At 61.8% G+C, this 18955-nt stretch carries 21 protein-coding genes; 9 read left to right on the top strand and 12 right to left on the bottom strand.

Features of this window, described 5'->3' with window-relative positions; all coding sequences use genetic code 11:
- Positions 1-3: 3 nt before the first annotated feature.
- The gene (locus AC1DWA_RS17405; RefSeq protein WP_019745949.1) at positions 4-468 is read right to left on the bottom strand and encodes a MaoC family dehydratase; all 465 of its coding nucleotides are present in this window, start codon (positions 466-468) and stop codon (positions 4-6) included.
- Between the two features lie 14 nt (positions 469-482).
- The gene (locus AC1DWA_RS17400; RefSeq protein ID WP_019745950.1) at positions 483-1853 is read right to left on the bottom strand and encodes an MFS transporter; all 1371 of its coding nucleotides are present in this window, start codon (positions 1851-1853) and stop codon (positions 483-485) included.
- Positions 1854-2071: 218 nt separating this feature from the next.
- On the opposite strand from AC1DWA_RS17400, the gene AC1DWA_RS17395 reads away from it, so the two are divergent.
- The 3 genes from AC1DWA_RS17395 (at position 2072) to AC1DWA_RS17385 (ending at position 3945) form a co-directional block, all read left to right on the top strand.
- Positions 2072-2770 carry a TetR/AcrR family transcriptional regulator gene (locus tag AC1DWA_RS17395; RefSeq protein ID WP_232816831.1) on the top strand — a complete coding sequence of 233 codons (699 nt, stop codon included), beginning with the start codon at positions 2072-2074 and terminating at the stop codon, positions 2768-2770.
- Positions 2771-2807: 37 nt separating this feature from the next.
- Positions 2808-3659 (top strand): PHP domain-containing protein, encoded by an 852-nt coding sequence (locus AC1DWA_RS17390; protein WP_477846581.1) that lies wholly within the window; start codon positions 2808-2810, stop codon positions 3657-3659.
- 73 nt (positions 3660-3732) lie between these two features.
- On the top strand, positions 3733-3945 hold the full coding sequence (locus AC1DWA_RS17385) for a hypothetical protein (RefSeq protein WP_019745952.1): 213 nt from the start codon (positions 3733-3735) through the stop codon (positions 3943-3945).
- A gap of 8 nt (positions 3946-3953) precedes the next feature.
- Here the strand turns inward: AC1DWA_RS17385 and AC1DWA_RS17380 are convergent, their stop codons facing one another.
- Together AC1DWA_RS17380 and AC1DWA_RS17375 are read right to left on the bottom strand one after the other, a co-directional pair.
- Entirely contained in the window at positions 3954-4481 is a 528-nt protein-coding gene (locus tag AC1DWA_RS17380; protein WP_290286618.1) for a CinA family protein, read from the bottom strand.
- Positions 4482-4558: 77 nt separating this feature from the next.
- Positions 4559-5707, bottom strand: a complete 1149-nt coding sequence (locus AC1DWA_RS17375) for a glutamate--cysteine ligase 2 (protein ID WP_477916849.1) — start codon at positions 5705-5707, stop codon at positions 4559-4561.
- Between the two features lie 160 nt (positions 5708-5867).
- Here AC1DWA_RS17375 and AC1DWA_RS17370 point away from each other — a divergent pair, with 160 nt between their 5' ends.
- Positions 5868-6173 carry a hypothetical protein gene (locus AC1DWA_RS17370; protein ID WP_084324731.1) on the top strand — a complete coding sequence of 102 codons (306 nt, stop codon included), beginning with the start codon at positions 5868-5870 and terminating at the stop codon, positions 6171-6173.
- Between the two features lie 57 nt (positions 6174-6230).
- Here AC1DWA_RS17370 and AC1DWA_RS17365 read toward each other — a convergent pair whose 3' ends face one another.
- From AC1DWA_RS17365 to AC1DWA_RS17350, 4 genes are all read right to left on the bottom strand, one after another.
- Positions 6231-6500: a DUF7218 family protein gene (locus tag AC1DWA_RS17365; protein ID WP_084324730.1), complete on the bottom strand. Its 270-nt coding sequence runs from the start codon at positions 6498-6500 to the stop codon at positions 6231-6233.
- Positions 6501-6604: 104 nt separating this feature from the next.
- Entirely contained in the window at positions 6605-8773 is a 2169-nt protein-coding gene (locus tag AC1DWA_RS17360; RefSeq protein WP_020971277.1) for a catalase, read from the bottom strand.
- Between the two features lie 143 nt (positions 8774-8916).
- Positions 8917-9153, bottom strand: a complete 237-nt coding sequence (gene mbp1 / locus AC1DWA_RS17355) for a microaggregate-binding protein 1 (RefSeq protein WP_003943084.1) — start codon at positions 9151-9153, stop codon at positions 8917-8919.
- Between the two features lie 177 nt (positions 9154-9330).
- A complete protein-coding gene (locus AC1DWA_RS17350) occupies positions 9331-9795 on the bottom strand; it encodes a hypothetical protein (protein ID WP_241896097.1) in 465 nt (154 codons plus the stop codon).
- A gap of 271 nt (positions 9796-10066) precedes the next feature.
- Between AC1DWA_RS17350 and helR the strand changes: the two genes are divergently transcribed.
- Entirely contained in the window at positions 10067-12289 is a 2223-nt protein-coding gene (gene helR, locus AC1DWA_RS17345; protein ID WP_477846579.1) for an RNA polymerase recycling motor ATPase HelR, read from the top strand.
- Here helR and AC1DWA_RS17340 read toward each other — a convergent pair.
- Positions 12251-13012: an IclR family transcriptional regulator gene (locus AC1DWA_RS17340; RefSeq protein ID WP_020909647.1), complete on the bottom strand. Its 762-nt coding sequence runs from the start codon at positions 13010-13012 to the stop codon at positions 12251-12253. The genes helR and AC1DWA_RS17340 overlap by 39 nt on opposite strands.
- Positions 13013-13081: 69 nt before the next feature.
- Between AC1DWA_RS17340 and AC1DWA_RS17335 the strand changes: the two genes are divergently transcribed.
- From AC1DWA_RS17335 to AC1DWA_RS17320, 4 genes are all read left to right on the top strand, one after another.
- Positions 13082-13909 carry a 2-keto-4-pentenoate hydratase gene (locus AC1DWA_RS17335; protein ID WP_477846578.1) on the top strand — a complete coding sequence of 276 codons (828 nt, stop codon included), beginning with the start codon at positions 13082-13084 and terminating at the stop codon, positions 13907-13909.
- Entirely contained in the window at positions 13906-14850 is a 945-nt protein-coding gene (locus AC1DWA_RS17330; protein ID WP_477846577.1) for an acetaldehyde dehydrogenase (acetylating), read from the top strand. Before AC1DWA_RS17335 ends, AC1DWA_RS17330 begins: the two co-directional genes overlap by 4 nt.
- The gene (gene dmpG / locus AC1DWA_RS17325) at positions 14847-15875 is read left to right on the top strand and encodes a 4-hydroxy-2-oxovalerate aldolase (protein WP_020909650.1); all 1029 of its coding nucleotides are present in this window, start codon (positions 14847-14849) and stop codon (positions 15873-15875) included. The genes AC1DWA_RS17330 and dmpG overlap by 4 nt, the downstream gene beginning before the upstream one ends.
- Positions 15876-16105: 230 nt before the next feature.
- Entirely contained in the window at positions 16106-16567 is a 462-nt protein-coding gene (locus tag AC1DWA_RS17320) for a DUF6389 family protein (RefSeq protein WP_477846576.1), read from the top strand.
- Between the two features lie 33 nt (positions 16568-16600).
- On the opposite strand, the gene AC1DWA_RS17315 is transcribed toward AC1DWA_RS17320, so the two are convergent.
- The 3 genes from AC1DWA_RS17315 to AC1DWA_RS17305 form a co-directional block, all read right to left on the bottom strand.
- Complete coding sequence (locus AC1DWA_RS17315) at positions 16601-17095, bottom strand: DinB family protein (protein ID WP_021346035.1); 495 nt, start codon at positions 17093-17095, stop codon at positions 16601-16603.
- Between the two features lie 132 nt (positions 17096-17227).
- Positions 17228-17722, bottom strand: coding sequence for a hypothetical protein (locus AC1DWA_RS17310; protein ID WP_477846575.1), 495 nt, complete (start codon positions 17720-17722; stop codon positions 17228-17230).
- Positions 17723-17913: 191 nt separating this feature from the next.
- Positions 17914-18948, bottom strand: a complete 1035-nt coding sequence (locus AC1DWA_RS17305) for a MerR family transcriptional regulator (RefSeq protein WP_020909655.1) — start codon at positions 18946-18948, stop codon at positions 17914-17916.
- Positions 18949-18955: the final 7 nt, after the last annotated feature.

Here is an 18955-nt window from a genome sequence, read left to right as displayed (position 1 = left end):
AACTCACCGAGCACCCACTTCGAGGTCGAGAGAATGGGTCTCGCCTACCAGGAAAGAGAATTCGCCGGAGAAAACAAGGTCTCCGTCTTGGTTGACGAGTGAGCCTTTCGACGACACGATCGCGGTCTCACCGTCCGAGCGAGGGCGCACCGACAGCACTTCCGACACCGCATGCACCGAGTCGCCGAGGTAGGTCGGCCGGTGGAACCTGACGTGATCAAGTCCGTAGAAGCACTGGAGGTAACGGGGATCCAACTCCACCAGGCCGAGCAAGGTGGACAGCATGAGTGCGCCGTGGGCGATCTGGCGACCGAAGCGCGTCTGCTGCGCGTAGTCGGGGTCGAGGTGAAGAGGATGGCGATCCCAGGTGAGGTCGGCGAAACTTCGCACATAGTCTTCGGTGACGACCCGCGGGTCCGTTACCGCAATGTCTCCGACAGAGATCTCTTCGAAACTCTTTGTGATCATTGAAGTTTCCTCTACTAGTTGACAACCGTTGAGCGTTGATCGACCGGCGGTAGATAGGCCCCGTTGTCATCGATGTACATGTCGCGGCTTCCTTCGTCGAGGTCGGTGTCACGGACGAAGTAGACGCTGATCAGCGAAATCACCGACAGGGCAGCGATATACACAGCCACCGCGAACGATCCACCTGTCGCGCGGACCAACATGGCCGCGACCATCGGCGCGATTGCTCCACCCAAGAGCACACCGATCTGGAAAGCGATCGAGGCCGCGCTGTAGCGCACCCGGGCGTCGAACAATTCGGCGATGAACGTCGCCTGCGGCCCGTACGAGATGCTGAGCATGAAGGCGCCGACCGCCAATGCGCCGGTGGTGATCCAGAAGTTGCCGGTATCTATCGCGGCGAATGCAACGAAGACCCACAGACCCATGCCGGTGATCCCGACCATCAGGATCCGGCGTCGGCCGAACTTTTCGGACAGTTGACCGAAGATCGGAATGAAGATGACGGCAACGAGGGCGGAGACCATGACCGCGCCGAGCATGAGGTTCCCGGACAGCAGATCGAATTGATCGGCGTACGTCAGGCTGTAGGTGTTGAGGATGTAGAAGTAGGCGCCGGTGCTGATCATCGAACCTGCGGCAAGAATGATCTGGCGAGGATAGTTCTTGAACGCGTCGACCATCGGGATCTTGACCGCGGTGTTCTGCTGCTTCACGCGAGCGAATGCCGGAGTCTCTTCCAACGCCGTGCGAATGTACAGCCCCACTGCAACCAAAGCGATACTCAGCAGGAACGGAATTCGCCATCCCCACACCAGGAATTGGTCTCCGGTGAGCGCCTTGGTGCCGAACATGACGGCCGTCGCCAGCAGAAGGCCGGCGGGCACACCCACCTGCGGCATGCTGCCGTAGAAGCCGCGGCGATTCTTGGGTGCGTACTCCACAGCAGTCAAAACTGCACCGCCCCACTCGCCGCCGACGCCGAATCCTTGAATCAGCCTCAACACAACGAGAAGAATCGGGGCCCACACACCGATCTGGGAAGACGTCGGAAGGACGCCGACCAGGAATGTTGCAGCTCCCATCAAGAGAAGTGCAAGCACCAAGACCTTCTTGCGTCCGATGCGGTCACCGAAGTGGCCCATCACAACACCACCGAGTGGCCGCGCCAGAAAGCCGACCGCAAAGGTAGCGAAGGAGAGAATCGTCGCCAGCGCGGGATCTGCGCCCGAAAAGAACAGCGGCGCAAAGACCAAAGCGGCGGAGGCGCCGTAGATCTGAAAGTCGTACCACTCGATCGTGGTGCCGACCAGAACTGATCCGGCTACACGCCGCAGGGCAGGCCTGTCGACAGTTGCGGGAGATGGAGGATTCGCGTCGTTCATGTCATTGCTCCTTGTATGGAGTGCCCTGTTAGCTCGCGCACCGAGGGGAGGCTCGACAAGAACACTATGCAGTGACCCAACGCACAGTCAAGCATTTTTCAATCGATCGATTGATGAATAGATATGTAATTTGCCAGTACACAGGCAGCTATCAATCAATTGATTGACGGTCAGTCGATTTCGGCGGCGATGCTAGCATGATTGGGCAACCAACCGAAATGAGGATCATGGACCTGGGGCGCGTTCAACGGGCGGCAGTCACGCTGTTCGCGACGAAAGGGTTCGCCGCTACCGGCATTCGTGAACTCGGAGCAGAAGCCGGCATCAACTCGGCAACGCTCTATCACTACGTCGGCAGCAAAGAGTCACTGTTGGCCTCGATCATTCGGTCGTGCCTCGACGAGCTGACACAGTCGGGAGAGCGGGCGATGCGCCGCAGCGCCGATCCCGTGGTCCAGCTCGCCGGCCTGGTGTCGTCGCACGTCGGCATTACCGCTGTCAACCAACTGACTGCCCGCGTCGCCGAGTACGAGATGCGCGGATTGACCGGAGACAACCGCATCGAGTTGCAGACGCTGCGCGACGAGTACGAGCTTCTTTTCGGACAGATCCTCGAACGCGGACAACGCGTGGGCGCCTTCGACATCGAAGATCTGGCATTGAGCCGACTCGCGATACTGGAGATGTGCACCGGGGTTGCGCACTGGTACCGGCCCGGTGGGCGTCTCGAGTTGGAAGATGTCCAGCGATTCTTCGTCAGCACCACATGCAAGCTTCTGTCGGTTCCGTCCGACGAACTGAACGGAGTGGACTTCATTCACGAAGTTCGAAAGCTGGACAGCGAACCCGAGACTCAGTCCTCCGAAATTTGGGGCACCCACGCACAGAGCGACTTCGTACGCCAGTCCGAACTGTAATCACACCAGAACTCCCGCGCTCTGATACGAACTGAACATGCAACTACCCGCGGACAGTCATGTTCACAGCGAGTGGTCGTGGGATACCGGCGGGCCACAGTCCGACGCTTCCGGGCGAATGCAACAGACTTGCGCACGTGCCGAAGCAATCGGATTGCCCGCCTTGGTGTTCACCGAGCATCTCGACTTCGATGCTCGGTGGCGCACAACCGCCGCAGATCTGATGCCCCATCAACATCACCTGCTGAGCACCGACGGCTACGTCCGCGCACCCATCCTCGACCGCGACGGCTATCTCGACAGCATCGAACGATGTCGACACCGTTTTCCTGAATTGCGGATTCTCACCGGAGTCGAGTTCGGACAACCGCACCTGCACGAAGCGCAGGCGTCGCACCTCCTTGATCTCGGTGTGATCGACCGGGTATTGGGGTCCTTGCACACGCTCGAAGTCGGCGACGATCGGAGTGAACCGAACACCCTGTTTCGAAAGTGGGGCGCCGACGAAGTGATGTGGGCTTACCTCGGAGAGATCCCGCGTATGGTGGCTGGCTCTCAGACCTTCGAGGTGTTCACCCATATCGACTACGCCGTGCGTGCATGGCCGACCGAAATCGCCGGACCTTTCGATCCCCGCCGATTCGAGGACGGATTCCGAAATGCGATGCGCGCTATCGCCGAAAGCGGTCGGGCGCTCGAGATGAACACCCGTCGACTGTGGTCCTGGATACCCCAGTGGTGGAGCGAAGAGGGAGGCAAAGCGGTGACATTCGGAAGCGATGCCCATGTGCCCGAGGCTCTGGCGGCGAACTTCCCGGAAGCGACAGCGATGCTCGAACACTACGGATTCCGTTCAGGTCGAAGGCCCGAAGATTACTGGACCCGCTGACCTTCTGTTCTCCTGGCCGACATTTCCGTGAGCAAAGGTTGTCGGAGGCGGATCTACCCGCAATAGTCGATGTATGGATCGGTACAAGATCACGATGCCCGACGGCTCCTCGACCGAGGAACCTTTCGACTCCGACAAGGAAGCAATCGCGTGCGCCGTGGATGCCAATCGAGGCGTCAGCAAGCACCTTGTAGTCGAGAAATACACGGCCGACGGCCGTCTGATTCCTACTGCTCAGGCTCCTGCGAAACACAAGGGACATCACAAGAATCGTTCGAACAGTTGAATTCTCGACTACACCACGCCTGTCGAACTTGGTGTGCGGCGACCGGACGCGTGACGCAGAAGTAGACCGATCGCATGCTCGACGGTTGCTCCCAGGACGGCTTCGGGGTCACCTGAGAAGACCTGTTTCTCTGTTTCAGCGGTCCCATGGTCGACGACTCCGAACCACACAGTTCCCGGTGGGACGTTCTCCTGGGTATCCGGACCGGCTTCGCCGGTGACGGCCAGTGCCAACGTCGCGCCGAACAGTGTGGCAGTGCTGTGTGCCATGGCCCGAGCAGCGTCCTCGCAGACGACTGGGCCGTCAGGAACATGAAGAACGGAATGCTTGACCGCTCGGGTATATGCGACGATCCCGCCACAAAACCAGGAACCGGCGTTCGGCGCCTTTCCTAGATGTGCGGCGATGTTCCCGGCGGTCAACGATTCCGCCGTCGCCACCGACAGACCGTGTTCCTCTACTACTGCGGCCAACTGCCTGCACATATCGTCGAGATCCTTGTCCGACGGAAGCTCGGGTCGTGGATCGCCATTCATATGTTGCTCCTCCTCCTGTCCGATCGGTGACCTCGATAAGAAATTGGAAGTCTCGGAATGCCAATTCCAACCGTTCCCTACAGCTCACTGCCACCTTGTGAACTGCACCCTTCGAAAGTGCGTCGGGCGCACTCGTCGATCACATCGGCCACCCGTGACCGGCGCGCGAGTTGCCGGCGCTGCACGATCGCTCCGTTTCCGTTCCTGAAGATCTTGTCCAAGGAAGCCGTGACCTGCTCGAACTCTCCGAATGCGGTCAGAGCAGGTTCGACATGATCCACCAATCGCCGAACCGCCTGATGTGCAGTCAGCAAGCGCACGGATTCCACGTCGAGCGACCTGCCGTCAAGTCCGTYGCGTGCTGCACGCCAGCAAKCCGCGCGGAGTAGCTCCTGATCGACGGCAGGCGCAACCTCACCTTTGGTGATCGCAGCGGATGCGGTGCCGACGAGTGCCTGCACCAGTGTGGCCAGAGTCATCGTCTCCTCCACGGTGGCGGGCACGTCGCTGATCCGAATCTCCACGGTGGGAAGGTGATCCGACATGCGCACGTCCCAATAGACCATGTGTGGATCGAGAATGACCCCCGTCTCCAGCATCGCTGCAACGGCATCTTCGTAGTGCCCCACGGACTCGAAGAAGGGCGGCGGACCCGAACTGGGCCATCTGCCGAACAGAACGTAACGCCAACTCGCATAACCGGTATCGCGTCCCCCACTGATCGGGGAGTTCGCCGTCAATGCCAACAAAGTTGGTAACCATGGACGCAGATGATTGATGATCTGGACTGATCGTTCTCGATCTTCGACACCCACGTGAACGTGGCAACCACACATCACACCTTCGGTGATTGCACCGAATTGACCGGCCATCCGTTGGTACCGCGACTTCTGCGTGATCTCGTCGACCGGTGGATCGTAGAAAGGCGTTCCGACAGCGATGAGTTGACATCCCACGCGGGCAGCGGCATCGGCGGTGAGGGCACGAGACTCACAGAGTTGGTCACGAAGGTCACGAATGTGGCTGCCGATCGAAGTGGAAGTCTCCACCTGACAACGTGTGAGTTCGAGTTGCAACGAGATACCGAGTTCTCGCCCGGCAGCAGCAACCTCGGAGTTGCGCAGACTGGGACGCCCAGTCTGCGGATCGCAGAGCAAAAACTCCTCCTCGACACCGAGAGTCGGTGTACCTACCGAGAATAGGTCAGGAGTCGGCTTCCCATTCATAGGCCTTCCTCGCACCGGTTTTCCTCCACACCCGATACTTCGAGCGTACGGCTTTCTCCGCACTTCGGCACTACTCCATCTGTTTCATTCACCCATCGATCGGGTAGTTGCCCTGTGAACCGACGACGAGCGAAGAATCGCAAGTCTTCATGAGCGAAGGATGGAGTGCGCCGTGACCAACATGAGCGGGAGTTCACCGGTAGATGACGAACACACCAATCGATCGCACGTCGGGGAGGCAATCAGCGACGGGCGCAACTATCCCGGATACCTGCTGATCGGGCTGGGTCTGGCAACACTCGGATTGACCTTGGTGGCAGCAGGTTACGGATTTCGCGGATGGGCAGTCATCGCCGGCGTGGTGTGCGTCGTGTCCTTCGTCGTCGGAACACTGGCCATCTTGATGGAACACCGTCGGGTCAAGCGACTGGAAGGTCAGGAACTCTTCGATCAAGAAGGGCACTGAACCGAACGCTCGAGTTGTATTCTGCACAAGCAGAATACAACTCGAGCAGAATCCGGCTCAGTGATCGCGGAGTTTCTCGATCAGCTCACCCTTGTTCAGTTTCGAGTACCCGTGCAGATCGAGTTCCTTGGCGCGTTTCTTCAGATCGTCGACCGTCCACTCCTCGTACGGCGAAGATTGTCCGCCGGACTTGGCGACAGTCGACCGCCCTAGATTGGCGGCCGCATTGGAGATTCGAGCCGCCTTCTCCTTGGAATCGCCCTTCTCACGTAGCTCTTCGTAGAGTTCTTGATCCTTGAGTTGAGGTTGTGAGTCCTTGCGAGCCACTGTTTCGTCCCTTCACTCGTCTTCACTCCGACGGTGTGGCCGAACTTGCGGTGTGGCCGAGTTGGCAGTTCGGCCACACCGCAAGTTCGAACGTACGCCGGCACTCAGGATGTGGGCGGCACCTCGAAACGCCCCCACACGCGGTGCGTCTTCAGAAGCTGAGCGAGTGAGGCGAGGGCCCCTTCCGCGTCAGCATCGACGACGACTCCCAATGCAGACTCGTCGATACCGGCGGCAGCCAGCGCTCTCATGCTCTCACTCCAACCACCAATTGCCTTGCTGTGACGATACATTTCGTTCAGCAGAGTCTCCACCCGTGGATCCAACTTGCCCTCGCCGATCCGAGAAACGTCGCCGCTCAGCAGGATTGCATCGAATTCGATCGAACGAGCTGTGAGGTACGTTCGCTGCACCGTCACCGCGTCGTCACCGTCCCCGATGGTTCCGCCGTGCGGGCCGAGGATCAGCGGCACCATGCCGGCGTCGGAGATCTTGTCTCGAATGGCAACCACGGTGTCGAGATCGGAGTTCTCGTCGACCAGTAGCGCGATGATCCTTCCGTCGACGGGCCATTCCGCGCCCACCTGGGACAGTGCAGGGCTGGGCTCCGGATCACTCAACGGCTCCGTCGGTTCGGGAACCGGAAGGCCAAGCCCCCCTGCGACGATCGACACGAGGCCCGCGTCGATGTTCGCCAAGATGCTCAGATTCCGGGTCTTGATGTTCTCCTCGTAGCACTTGCCCAATTCGAAGGTATACGCCTGCGCGACGTGCTCCTGTTCGACAGGGGAGAGACTGCGATAGAAGAGTCGAGCTTGCGAGAAGTGATCGTCGAACGATGCCGGCGCCTGCCTCACCTTTCGCCCTGAAACTTCCTCGGGCACCTCGATATAGGCCGCGCTGTCCGCCGAGGCCATGAACGGGCACCCACCGTCCAACGAATTGGGATGGTACGGCGCGACTCCGGTATGCACACCGTCCTGATGGAAGCCGTCGCGAAGCATGTCGTTGACAGGCGCGTGAGGACGGTTGATCGGAATCTGGTCGAAGTTGGGGCCACCGAGTCGCGTGATCTGGGTGTCGAGGTACGAGAACAAACGCGCCTGCAGGAGACGATCGTTGGTGATGTCGACGCCCGGAACCAAGTGGCCCGGATGGAATGCAACCTGCTCGGTCTCGGCGAAAAAGTTCGTCGGATTGGCGTCGAGTGTCATCGTTCCGATGACCTGAACCGGCGCGAGTTCTTCGGGCACGATCTTGGTGGGATCCAATAGATCTATGCCTTCGAACATTTCGTCTTCGGTATCAGGGAACACCTGCACGCCCAGATCCCAGGACGGATATGCGCCGGCCTCGATGGCGTCGGCAAGATCGCGTCGATGGAAATCCGGATCCACACCGCCGGCGATCTGCGCTTCCTCCCACACGAGTGAATGCACTCCGGCGGCCGGCTTCCAGTGGAATTTCACCAGATTCGTCTCGCCGTCGGCATTCACGAGCCTGAACGTGTGAATGCCGAAGCCCTCCATCATGCGATAGGAGCGCGGGATGCCTCGATCGGACATGTTCCACAATGTGTGCGCGGTGGCTTCGGTGTGCAGCGACACGAAATCCCAGAACGTGTCGTGCGCGCTCTGCGCCTGCGGAATCTCCCGGTCCGGGTGGGGTTTCGCGGCATGGATGATGTCCGGGAACTTGATTCCGTCCTGGATGAAGAACACCGGGATGTTGTTGCCCACCAGATCGAAGACACCTTCGTCGGTGTAGAACTTGGTGGCGAAGCCGCGCGTGTCTCGGACGGTATCCGCCGAACCGCGTGAACCCAGAACTGTCGAGAAGCGTACGAATACCGGGGTTCTGGCACCTGAAGCGAACAACGAGGCTTTACAGATGTTTTCGGCTGCGCCATTCGCCAGGAACGTGCCGTGCGCGGCCGCCCCGCGGGCGTGGACGACACGCTCCGGAATTCGCTCGTGATCGAAGTGTGTGATCTTCTCACGCAGATGGTGATCCTGCAGAAGAGTCGGGCCCCGCTCGCCTGCGGTCAGTGAGTGGTCGGTCTCGTAAAGCCGTGTACCGGTGGCGGTGGTGAGGTACTCCCCCCGCTGGCCACGTCCATTTCCCTTCACCTTCTCTTCGGCACCCGCGACGGTACGCACCTCCGGCTGCCGCTGGTCGTCCTTGGGCGGCAACGGCTGTCGAGGCTTGACCGGTTCTTTCAGGTCCGGCGCTTTCGGGGCCGGTGCACCTGGGACGGACTGAGATGAAGGCATCGAACAGCTCCTCTTGATCGTCATGCTGGGCGCACGAATCTTGTTACGCCCTAAGTAAGTAGAGATTTCAAACAGAACGCGGAGCCACGACTCACCCTCGGGCTGGGATCAATCCCAGGCCGAGGGTGACGAGTGCGTCAGGGCTATTGCTCGGACTTCTGTCGCGCTTCGTCTGCGGCCGCTTCGGCGCGAGCCTTCTCGGCTTCCGCCTCTTTCTTCGCGACTTCTCGCTGGCTTTCGGCCTTGTCCTGCTGGGCGCGGCCCTCTCGGGTCAAACTGTCGTTTCCGGAAACCGCACCAACGGCTTCCTTGGCCTTACCCTTGACGTCCTCTACTACGCCTTTGATTCCCTCGCTGGGACCGCTCTTGTCATCTGGCACGTTGACCCTCCAATACGTTTCGGATTCTCGCTCAGGGTTCCCACACAGACAGGACTCCCACACAGAAGGCCCTACCCCGTCGAAATTCGCATAAACATCCGTGCACCGACCAGGCGCAGACCATGACTCGTCGTAGCCGAACGACGAGGTCGTTCCTCGAGTAACGATCAACCGTTCTCAGAAACTGTTTACCGGGCACAGGAATTGGCGGGACTCGTTCCAGAAGGGGAAGAGATCGGTGGTGGTTGCCGCAGGATGGTCGATCTCGGCGAGAGTGTAGAAATCGAGAATCGTCCGACCAGCTGCGGCGCTGACCTCGCATGCTTGCAAGCTCAGCTTTGCCTCCGCCACGAAGCCGATGCTGCGGGCGAAGGGACCGAGAGTTCCCGCATTGACGAAACTGTCGAGGTCTTGTCCCCACTGGTTGTAGTCCGACTGCAAAGCGAAGCTGCACGTTTCGCCGAACAACTCGCTGCAGGTGGTCGGCTTTCCGCCGATCGTGTGCACCGTATCGGCAAGCTCGTGTGAGGTGCCTTCGCGCGGAGATCCGGAAAGGAAAAGCAAGATGGCAACGGCCAAGGCAACCACCAGAAGGATGCTTGCGGCCGTTGCCAGTATCGCCTTCACAATCCCTCGATCCACGTAAGTTCATGAGGGCAACCGATTTTGGAACACCGGCCACTAGATTTGTACCCGTGGCGTTCAGGGTCCAAACATCGACCAGGCTGGGAGCCGTACGTCAGTCTGGGGGATCTGTTACAGGAACTGTGAGGGAGGATCAACACTCCCTTCCACTCTCAATATATATCCCACTGGGGGCCTTGCGGCAAGGCCCGGGTAGTGCCGCAGAATGGCTCTTCCGATCCCGCACGACCGACTACGGGATCGGAACAGCCAGCGGAAGTGAGGGCACGTGCCAACCCAGGGATACGAAGAAGAACTGCGATCCGAGCGGAACTATGTGGAGGGGCTCTACGCGCGCCTCGATGCGGAGCGCGCCCGAGTCAAAGGCAGGTACAACACCGCTCTGCGCGGAAATGGCGAAGCACTCATGGAACGCGACGCCGAGGTGCGCGCACTTGCCAAAGAGGTGAAAAGGCTGGACGTAGCCGACAACGGACTGTGCTTCGGCCGGTTGGACTCGCTTTCGGGCGAGACCTCCTACATCGGCCGGATCGGCCTTCTCGATGCGGACAACGACTACGAACCGGCGCTTCTCGATTGGCGGGCGCCGGCGTCTCGCGCGTTCTACGTTGCCACCGCTGCCAACCCGGAGAACATGCGTCGACGCCGTCAGTTCCGCACCCGGAGTCGACGCGTGGTCGATTTCACCGACGAGGTACTCGGGCGCCCCGACGGCGTAGAACACGACACGCACAGCGATTCCGCCCTGCTCGCGGCAGTCAACGCACCCCGCGGTGAGGGAATGCGGGACATCGTGGCAACCATCCAGGCCGAACAGGACGACATCGTCCGACTCGAACACCCTGGGGTGCTGGTGATCGAAGGTGGCCCAGGTACCGGGAAAACCGTCGTCGCCTTGCACCGCGTCGCCTACCTGCTCTACACCCAACGAGAGCGGATGGAACGTCACGGCGTTCTCGTGGTCGGGCCGAACCCGGCGTTCCTGAACCACATCGGCCGCGTACTGCCCTCGCTGGGAGAGTCCGACGTGGTGTTCATGACCACCGGTGATCTCGTTCCCGGTCTACGCGTCACCGCCGAGGACACTCCGGAGGCCGCTGGGCTCAAAGGTTCGCTGAAGATCCTGGACGTTCTCGGCGCAGCGATTGCCGATCATCAGCGATTGCCCGAGAACCCACTGTTGATCGAATTGGCGGACGTCACGGTGCGGATCGACGCCGAAACCGCGGAGTGGGCCCGAGAAGAAGCCCGTTCGAGCGGACTCCCCCACAACGACGCACGCACTGTGTTCACCGAAATCCTCACCTGGGCGCTGACCGAACGGGCGATAGCGCGGATCGGCAAGGGGTGGTTGACACGCAGTGACCGTGAAGCCTGGGAGCAAGTGCGGACGGACCTGACCGCAGAGCTGGTGGAAAACAGCGCATTTACCGCGGCGCTCGACACGCTCTGGCCGATCCTGACTCCGAAAGAGCTACTGACACAGCTGTTTACTTCTCCCGCGCGACTACGCGCGGCAGGCGCGGACGAGAAGCTGCTTCGCCAGGACGGTGACGCCTGGACTGTCTCGGACGTTCCGTTACTCGACGAGTTGGTGGACATGCTCGGCCGGGACAAGCCCGTCGACCAGAGTGCCGAACGTGAACGCCGCGACGAGGCCGCGTATGCAGCGGGCGTGCTGGACATGATGATCAGCCGCGAGGATCTGATGGACGACGAGGACCACCTTCTCGCCCAGGACATGCTGTACGCCGAGGACCTGGCGGATCGTTTCGTCGAACGCGATACCCGGGAACTCGCCGAACGCGCTGCTGCTGACCGAGACTGGACGTACCGGCATATCGTGGTCGACGAGGCCCAAGAGCTGTCCGAGATGGACTGGCGAGTCCTGATGCGCCGCTGCCCAGACCGATCTTTCACGGTGGTAGGTGATCTTGCGCAACGCCGTTCACCCGCAGGTGCCCGCTCGTGGGCGACGATGATGGAGCCGTACGTTCCCGGCCGCTGGATCTACCGATCCCTGTCGGTGAACTACCGCACCCCCGCCGAGATCATGAGCGTCGCCGCCGCCCTGCTCGCCGAGTTCGCGCCGGACGTGCAGCCACCCGAGTCCGTCCGCGCCTGCGGGATCGCGCCGTGGTCCAGACAAATATCCGCCGACGAACTAGCCTCCGCCATCGACGAATTCAATCAGGACGAGGCCGGGCGCGAAGGTACGAGCATCGTCATCGGACCTGCGGATGTGCCGGGCGCTGTGCCTGTTTCGGAAACGAAGGGTCTGGAGTTCGATGCCGTGCTCGTCGTGGAACCGGAGCGAATCATCGCCGACGGCCCACGCGGCGCGTCGGAACTCTATGTCGCCCTCACCCGCGCAACCCAACGTCTCGGCGTCTTACACGAGGGGCCTTTGCCGCAGGCATTGACCGGGCTCGTCCAGGCCGGGACGGCCGGATCACCGCAGTCGTTCGCGGCGAGCGATGGTGCTGTGTAGGCCTTCGGCAGCGGCGCGAACGTAAGGCACTTGGCTCTCGGGAACGAAGCGACTGGTGGGACCGGTGACACTGATGGCGGCGACGGGTTTGTCGTTGGTCCCGAATACCGGCGCCGCAACGCACGCGAGACCCGGCGCTGATTCCTCGCGCTCGAACGCAATACCGGTCTCGACCACTCGGTTCAGTTGGGTATTGAGAATGCCGGGCGCAACGATCGTGTGCGGGGTGCGTCTGGTCATCGGTTCCGACAACACTTCGCGACGAAATTCGTTGTCGGAGAAAGCCAGGAGCGCCTTGCCGATTGCGGTGCAATACAGCGGTATCCGGCCACCGGTCCGGGACGGCGAGTTGGCTTGCCGGTGTCCGCCGATCTTCGCGACGTATACGACGTCGTGGCCGTCGCGGACCCCCAGGTGAACTGTCTCGTGGGTCCGCTCGTACAAGTCTTGGAGGAACGGCATCGCCATCTCCAGGAGGCTGCGTTCGAGGGAGGCGAGCATGCCGAGTTCGAAGAGGCCGCCGCTGAGCCGGTAGCCACCGTCGATTCGGTCGAGTAGCCGGTTCGCGACCAGTTCGTTGGCCAGGCGGTGCACCGTTGCCTTGTGCAGTCCGGTCCGTTGGACCAGGGTGGCGAGAGGCAACACGTGGTCGTCAGCCCGGAAGGCACGCAGGATCGTCACCGCCTTGCCGAGCACGGTGTCGAGGTTTGCGCCGCCAGTCACCTGCCCAGCGTATCGCTGAGTGAGACAGTTCCCTGGCGCAATCTCGGCGCCACGGCGAAAGTAATGGCCATGAGCCAGCCCACGAATACCAGTACAGCGAGCGAGACGGACATCTCAGCTGCTGCTGACCGCCTCGCAGCCGCCATCGCGAGCGGTACTCCCTGCGCACCGGTGCGCGATCTGATCGGCGCCGACGATCTCGTCGCTGCCTACGCTGTCCAGCGCCGCGTCGATGAAATCCGTCGGCAGGCGGGTGCCGTCGTCGTAGGCCGCAAGATCGGCCTGACCTCGGTGGCAGTCCAGCAACAGCTGGGCGTCGACCAGCCCGACCTCGGCGTTCTGTACGCCGACATGGAGTTCCCCGCCGGCCGCACCATCCCCATGAGTCGTTTGATCCAGCCCAAGGTCGAAGCGGAAGTTGCCTTCGTGCTCGGTGCCGACCTCGTGGACGGACCGCTGGACAGTGCGCAGGTGCGCGGCGCGATCGACTACGCCGTCGCAGCGATCGAGATCTGTGACAGCCGCATCGCGTCGTGGGACATCAAATTCGGTGACACCGTCGCCGACAATGCGTCCTCGGGCGTCTACGTCCTGGGAACCGAACGCCGCACCCTCGACGAGGTGGAACCCGCCGGCGTCGTCATGTCGATGTCCGTCGACGGCACCGAGGTGTCTACCGGCGTCGGAACCGCTTGCCTGGGCGATCCGATCGAAGCAGTCGTCTGGCTCGCCCGCACGGCACGCGAGTTGGGGCAGCCGCTGACGGCAGGCCAGGTGATCCTGTCCGGCGCACTCGGCCCCATGGCACCGGTCACCGCAGGCAACGAAGTCACCGTGACCGTCTCCGGGTTCGGTTCCGTCACCACCAGTTTTTCCAGCGAAGAGGACAACGCATGAGCAAGGTCAAGGTCGCGATCATCGGATCGGGCAACATCGGCACGGATCTGATGATCAAGGTGCTGCGCAACTCCGACTACCTGGAGATGGGCGCGATGGTCGGCATCGACGCGGCGTCGGACGGCCTCGCCCGCGCAGCGCGTCTGAACGTGCCGATCACGGCTGAAGGTGTCGAGGGTTTGATCGGTCTGCCGAACTTCGACGAGATCGAGATCGTCTTCGACGCCACCTCGGCAAAGGCTCACGTCGCCAACAACGCGCGGCTGGCTCCCCTCGGCAAGCGCATGATCGACCTGACGCCTGCCGCCATCGGCCCGTACGTCGTGCCGGCCGTCAACGCAGACGAGCACCTGGACGCACCCAACGTCAACATGGTGACGTGTGGTGGCCAGGCCACGATCCCGATGGTTGCGGCTGTTTCTCGGGTCGTCCCGGTGGCGTATGCGGAGATCGTGGCGTCCATCGCCTCCAAGTCTGCAGGTCCCGGAACGCGCGCCAACATCGACGAGTTCACCGAGACCACATCCGAGGCGATCGTGGCAGTCGGCGGCGCCCGCCGCGGCAAGGCCATCATCATCCTCAACCCCGCCGAGCCGCCGCTCATCATGCGAGACACGGTGTTCTGCCTCGTCGACGCCCCGGACCCGGCGGTTCACGAGGAGATCCGTCAGTCCATCGAGAAGATGGTCGGCGACGTCTCCGCCTATGTTCCGGGCTACCGCCTCAAGCAGGAAGTCCAGATCACCGAGATCCCGGCCGACCAGCCCGTCGAGACGTTGCTCGTCGACGGCAATCGCCCCACCCATCAGGTGTCGGTGTTCCTCGAGGTCGAGGGTGCTGCACACTACCTGCCTGCGTACGCCGGCAATCTCGACATCATGACGTCCGCCGGAATGCAGATCGCGGAGCGCATCGCCCAGCAGAAGGAAGCAACCAAGTGAGCAACCGCAAGATCTTCGTCCAGGACGTCACCCTTCGCGACGGCATGCACGCTGTCCGCCACCGTATTTCGCCCACCGACGTCAAGCGGATCGTCACAGCTCTCGATGCTGCCGGCGTCGACGCGATCGAAGTTGCACACGGTGACGGCCTCGCCGGCGGCTCGCTCAACTACGGCCCCGGCTCGAACACCGACTGGGAATGGATCGAAGCAGCGGCCGAGGTACTCGAGCACGCTCGTCTCACCACGCTGCTGCTTCCGGGTGTCGGCACGATCAGTGAACTCAAGCACGCTTACGACCTCGGTGTTCGCTCGGTTCGCGTTGCCACGCACTGCACCGAGGCCGACGTCTCCGCGCAGCACATCGAAACCGCCCGCGAGATCGGCATGGACGTCTCGGGCTTCCTGATGATGAGCCACATGGCGCCGGCCGAAGAACTGGCGAAGCAGGCCAAGCTGATGGAGTCCTACGGCGCGCACTGCGTCTACGTCACCGACTCGGGTGGACGTCTGGTGATGAACGACGTCGCGGATCGTGTTCGCGCATACCGCGACATCCTCGACGAGGGCACCGAAATCGGTATCCACGCGCATGAGAACCTCTCGCTCTCGGTTGCCAACTCCGTTGTCGCAGTGCAGAACGGCGTCACCCGCGTCGATGCTTCGCTCGCCGGTCACGGTGCCGGCGCCGGTAACTGCCCCCTCGAAGCCTTCATCGCCGTTGCGAACATCGAGGAGTGGGAGCACGGCTGCGACCTGTTCGCCTTGCAGGATGCCGCCGACGACATCGTCCGTCCGCTGCAGGATCGGCCGGTTCGCGTCGATCGAGAGACCCTCACGCTCGGCTATGCCGGCGTGTACTCGAGCTTCCTGCGCCACGCCGAGGCCGCTTCGGAGCGCTACGGAATCGACGTTCGCACACTGCTTCTCGAAGCCGGCCGCCGCCGTCTGGTGGGTGGCCAGGAAGACATGATCGTCGACATCGCACTCACCCTTGCAGCGCAGGCAACAAAGGAAGCTGTCTAACGCGCTGCCGAGTTCGCTGATACCCGAGTCCCGCTCCCGTCTCCGGACGGGGGCGGGACTTGCCATTTCAGCCGAGAGAGCCCACCGACACGGCACTCGAAAAGCTGGCAAAGTTCGTCGCACGACATCTCTGTCGCTCAGGGTAGAAACTTATCCGCTACAGACGAATTCAGGAAACCAGCTTCATCGATGCAAGACCTGCAGGGTGATACCTTCGATATGCTGAGCTCGTGGAACCTACCGAATACCGTGACAAATTGAGATCTGTCCTCGATACCGCGTCGGGGGTAGTGAGCGATCGACTGGCTGCGATCCACAACGCGGCAACCCCGCGCACCGAAGGGATCGTCATCGACGTCTCGCTCGACCAAGTCGGCGAGGGAACATTCGGCGTCTGGGCACGATTCGAGGGTCCCGACGCATTCAGTCTGAATCAGCAGATCGGTGACGAGAGAGAGCTATTCGGCGTGATCTGGGGCGAGGAGGGCTGGGAACCGCCGGTTCCGCATCGACCGCGAAAGTGGTCACGTGGGGAACTCGAGAAAGTGGTCGTCGGTGTCGTGGCCAAATGGATCGACGGGCTCATTCCCTCGACCGCCACCGAACTACCCTGGGAAGTAACGACTCCCGACGGAACTGTCGACGCTGTACTCGTGGGCCCAGAGATCAGCCGCGGACATTCGCCTCGGTGAAAGCGCGGAAGCATCGGCGAACACGTTGCAGCGTCAGCGTCCGGTCGAACCGTCGATCAATTCGCGGAGGATGTCAGCGTGCCCGGCATGGCGTCCGGTCTCTTCGATCATGTGCACGAGCGCCCAGCGGACACTCGGAGCGGGTCGTTTCGCCCCCGGCCGCGGGATGGGCGCGGCAAGATCTGTGCATCCGTCGAGAACTGCGTTGGCGCGCTCGACCGTCTCGCGATAGCGACTGACGACACCGTCCACGCTGTCTTCCGATGACGGTTGAAACGTCGCTTTCCAATCCGTCACGTTTTCTGCAAGGAACATCGATCGTTCGACAAAGGTCAGATGATTGGCCAGCCCGAGCAAGGTTGTTCCCGACGGAACAATTGTGGTGCGCACCTGAGGTTCCGGAGCACCCTCGACCTTGGCGGCAATCGAATCACGGAGGTAGTCGAGAAACGCTCGTAGTGTGGCTGCCTCGCTATTCCCTGTCCGGGGTGGTGGGGCATCTCGGCGGCTGCGACGCGACGTTGCCATGGCGGTTCTCCTTCCTCGGCGAAGAACGATGAAGAGGCTTCATTCCTGGATGGGCAGAACCGATCCTTCCGAACTCACTCCGATCCCGCATCAAATTTTGCCGTTACAGCAAAGACAACTTGGTTGCCGGTGTCAGCGTGCCGAGTTCAGGTCGCGCACAAGTTGGGGTCTCCGCCACTTGCCGACCTCGAAAGGCCACCGCCGCAGCGGATAGGCGAGACGAGCCACGAAGTAATTGACGTACTCGACGACGCCGAAAGCCCACACCGCCACGACGCCCACCGCCGCGCCGGAGTGATCTGGTAACCAGATGACAACGCCGAGAAGAGCTATCGCCAACAAGAGAACATCGAGGACCCGAAACACGCGGTAAAGCGCTGCGAGGCGGGCCGGCATCGGCTCCAACTCGACCCGGCCCCGCGCAAGCAGCCAATAGACACCTGCTTGCACGAGGATCACAAGAAGTGGGGCCAGCGCCGACCACAACGCCGCGGAGTCTCGCGAACCTTCGAGCCGGGGCATCACGACACCGACCGCCACAGCGGCAAATACAGCCGCTGCAGCCAGTTCGCCGAGGCCGAGGCTCAGGTACCTGCGTCTCAAACTCTGTCGCCGTTGATCCACCACGTAAGAACCCTATCCGTTGATCACCATCGCTTGCCACGTGGTGGTCGGACCGATTCTGCAGCGCGAGTGAGGAATACACTTCATCTCGACTTCGATCTCGAGCGCATGAGGCGTGGATCATCCTGGGACGTGCTGGCGGATCCGCCGGGAAACCTTTTCTGCGTGGGCGATCCGCACTAGCTGCGCCGTTGTCAGTCCCCGATGCGCGGTCGTTCGCGCCGACGTGGTCCTCGATCGCGCATCTCGAGAATCGCTGCTGCCGTGGACGCGACCGTCTTGTCGTCGTCGTGGGTGATCCGGGCGAGCGCTTCGCGTGCTGCAGCGCCAGGAATCTCGGCGAGCGCCTGCGTAATTCGCAACCTCGTCGGGGCGTCGTCAGTGCCGTCGAGCCTTGCCTGCACGGCATCGACGACCTCGCCGCTTGTAGGTGAGTGCTCAGCGAGAAGACCGAGCACCTCGCCTGCCTCGACGTCGCGCCGCCCGTCTGCGACCATCTCGAGGAGAGCGGGCATCGAGACAGCCTCTCCGCGAGATCCGAGGGCGAGAGCGGCGTCGGCGCGGACTATCGCGTCCGAATCATCGAGAGCTCGCTTCAGAGACCGAGTTGCTTCCTCGGTGTTGATCCCGGATATGGCCGACGTCGCGCGGCGTCGAACCTCGACGTCCTCCGATTCGAGCCCCTTCGTCAGACCTGCAAGGCCCGCACCTTCGGTCCTCGCCAACGCCCACTGCAATGCTCCCGCCACGTTGGCATCCCTCTCCGACAGGATGGCCTCGACGAGTGCGTCGACCGGCAATGCCGCATTCGCGTCCTGCGACAGGATCGCTTGCTGACGGTGGGCGGCGAACTCGGATTCGAGTGCACGCAACAGCGAGACCATGCGCAGGACGTCGTCCCACTCCGAAGGGGCGGTGGCGTCGACCCTTTCGAGTTTGGTCAGCAATTCCTCCTCCGCCGCGATCCGTTGCCGAGTGTGTTGCATGAGTTCACCCACCAAATCGGCCGGTGCGAAGTCTGGTTCGTCCAGTGCACGCTTGGCCTCGTTCAACGAGAGCCCCAATGTCCTCAGGCTCTCGACGTGGAAGAGGCGACGGATGTCGTCAGCGGAGTACTCGCGGTAGCCACCGGACGTGCGGCCCGTCGGCTTCACCAGCCCCAAAGTGTCGTAGTGACGCAGCATCCGTGTGCTGACACCACAACGCCGCGACACCTCGCCGATCAACATCCGTCTC

The organism is Rhodococcus sp. P4_F3_2, from assembly GCF_056401335.1.
Note: the sequence above shows the minus strand (reverse complement) of the source record. Positions and strands in the feature narration are given on the sequence as shown.

What these genes read in the sequence shown, in the direction of transcription:
- AC1DWA_RS17405 (WP_019745949.1), bottom strand. Translation starts at nt 468, where the DNA reads ATGATCACAAAGAGTTTCGAAGAGATCTCTGTCGGAGACATTGCGGTA.
- AC1DWA_RS17400 (WP_019745950.1), bottom strand. Translation starts at nt 1,853, where the DNA reads ATGAACGACGCGAATCCTCCATCTCCCGCAACTGTCGACAGGCCTGCC.
- AC1DWA_RS17395 (WP_232816831.1), top strand. Translation starts at nt 2,072, where the DNA reads ATGAGGATCATGGACCTGGGGCGCGTTCAACGGGCGGCAGTCACGCTG.
- AC1DWA_RS17390 (WP_477846581.1), top strand. Translation starts at nt 2,808, where the DNA reads ATGCAACTACCCGCGGACAGTCATGTTCACAGCGAGTGGTCGTGGGAT.
- AC1DWA_RS17385 (WP_019745952.1), top strand. Translation starts at nt 3,733, where the DNA reads ATGGATCGGTACAAGATCACGATGCCCGACGGCTCCTCGACCGAGGAA.
- AC1DWA_RS17380 (WP_290286618.1), bottom strand. Translation starts at nt 4,481, where the DNA reads ATGAATGGCGATCCACGACCCGAGCTTCCGTCGGACAAGGATCTCGAC.
- AC1DWA_RS17370 (WP_084324731.1), top strand. Translation starts at nt 5,868, where the DNA reads ATGGAGTGCGCCGTGACCAACATGAGCGGGAGTTCACCGGTAGATGAC.
- AC1DWA_RS17360 (WP_020971277.1), bottom strand. Translation starts at nt 8,773, where the DNA reads ATGCCTTCATCTCAGTCCGTCCCAGGTGCACCGGCCCCGAAAGCGCCG.
- AC1DWA_RS17335 (WP_477846578.1), top strand. Translation starts at nt 13,082, where the DNA reads ATGAGCCAGCCCACGAATACCAGTACAGCGAGCGAGACGGACATCTCA.
- AC1DWA_RS17330 (WP_477846577.1), top strand. Translation starts at nt 13,906, where the DNA reads ATGAGCAAGGTCAAGGTCGCGATCATCGGATCGGGCAACATCGGCACG.
- AC1DWA_RS17315 (WP_021346035.1), bottom strand. Translation starts at nt 17,095, where the DNA reads ATGGCAACGTCGCGTCGCAGCCGCCGAGATGCCCCACCACCCCGGACA.
- AC1DWA_RS17305 (WP_020909655.1), bottom strand. Translation starts at nt 18,948, where the DNA reads ATGTTGATCGGCGAGGTGTCGCGGCGTTGTGGTGTCAGCACACGGATG.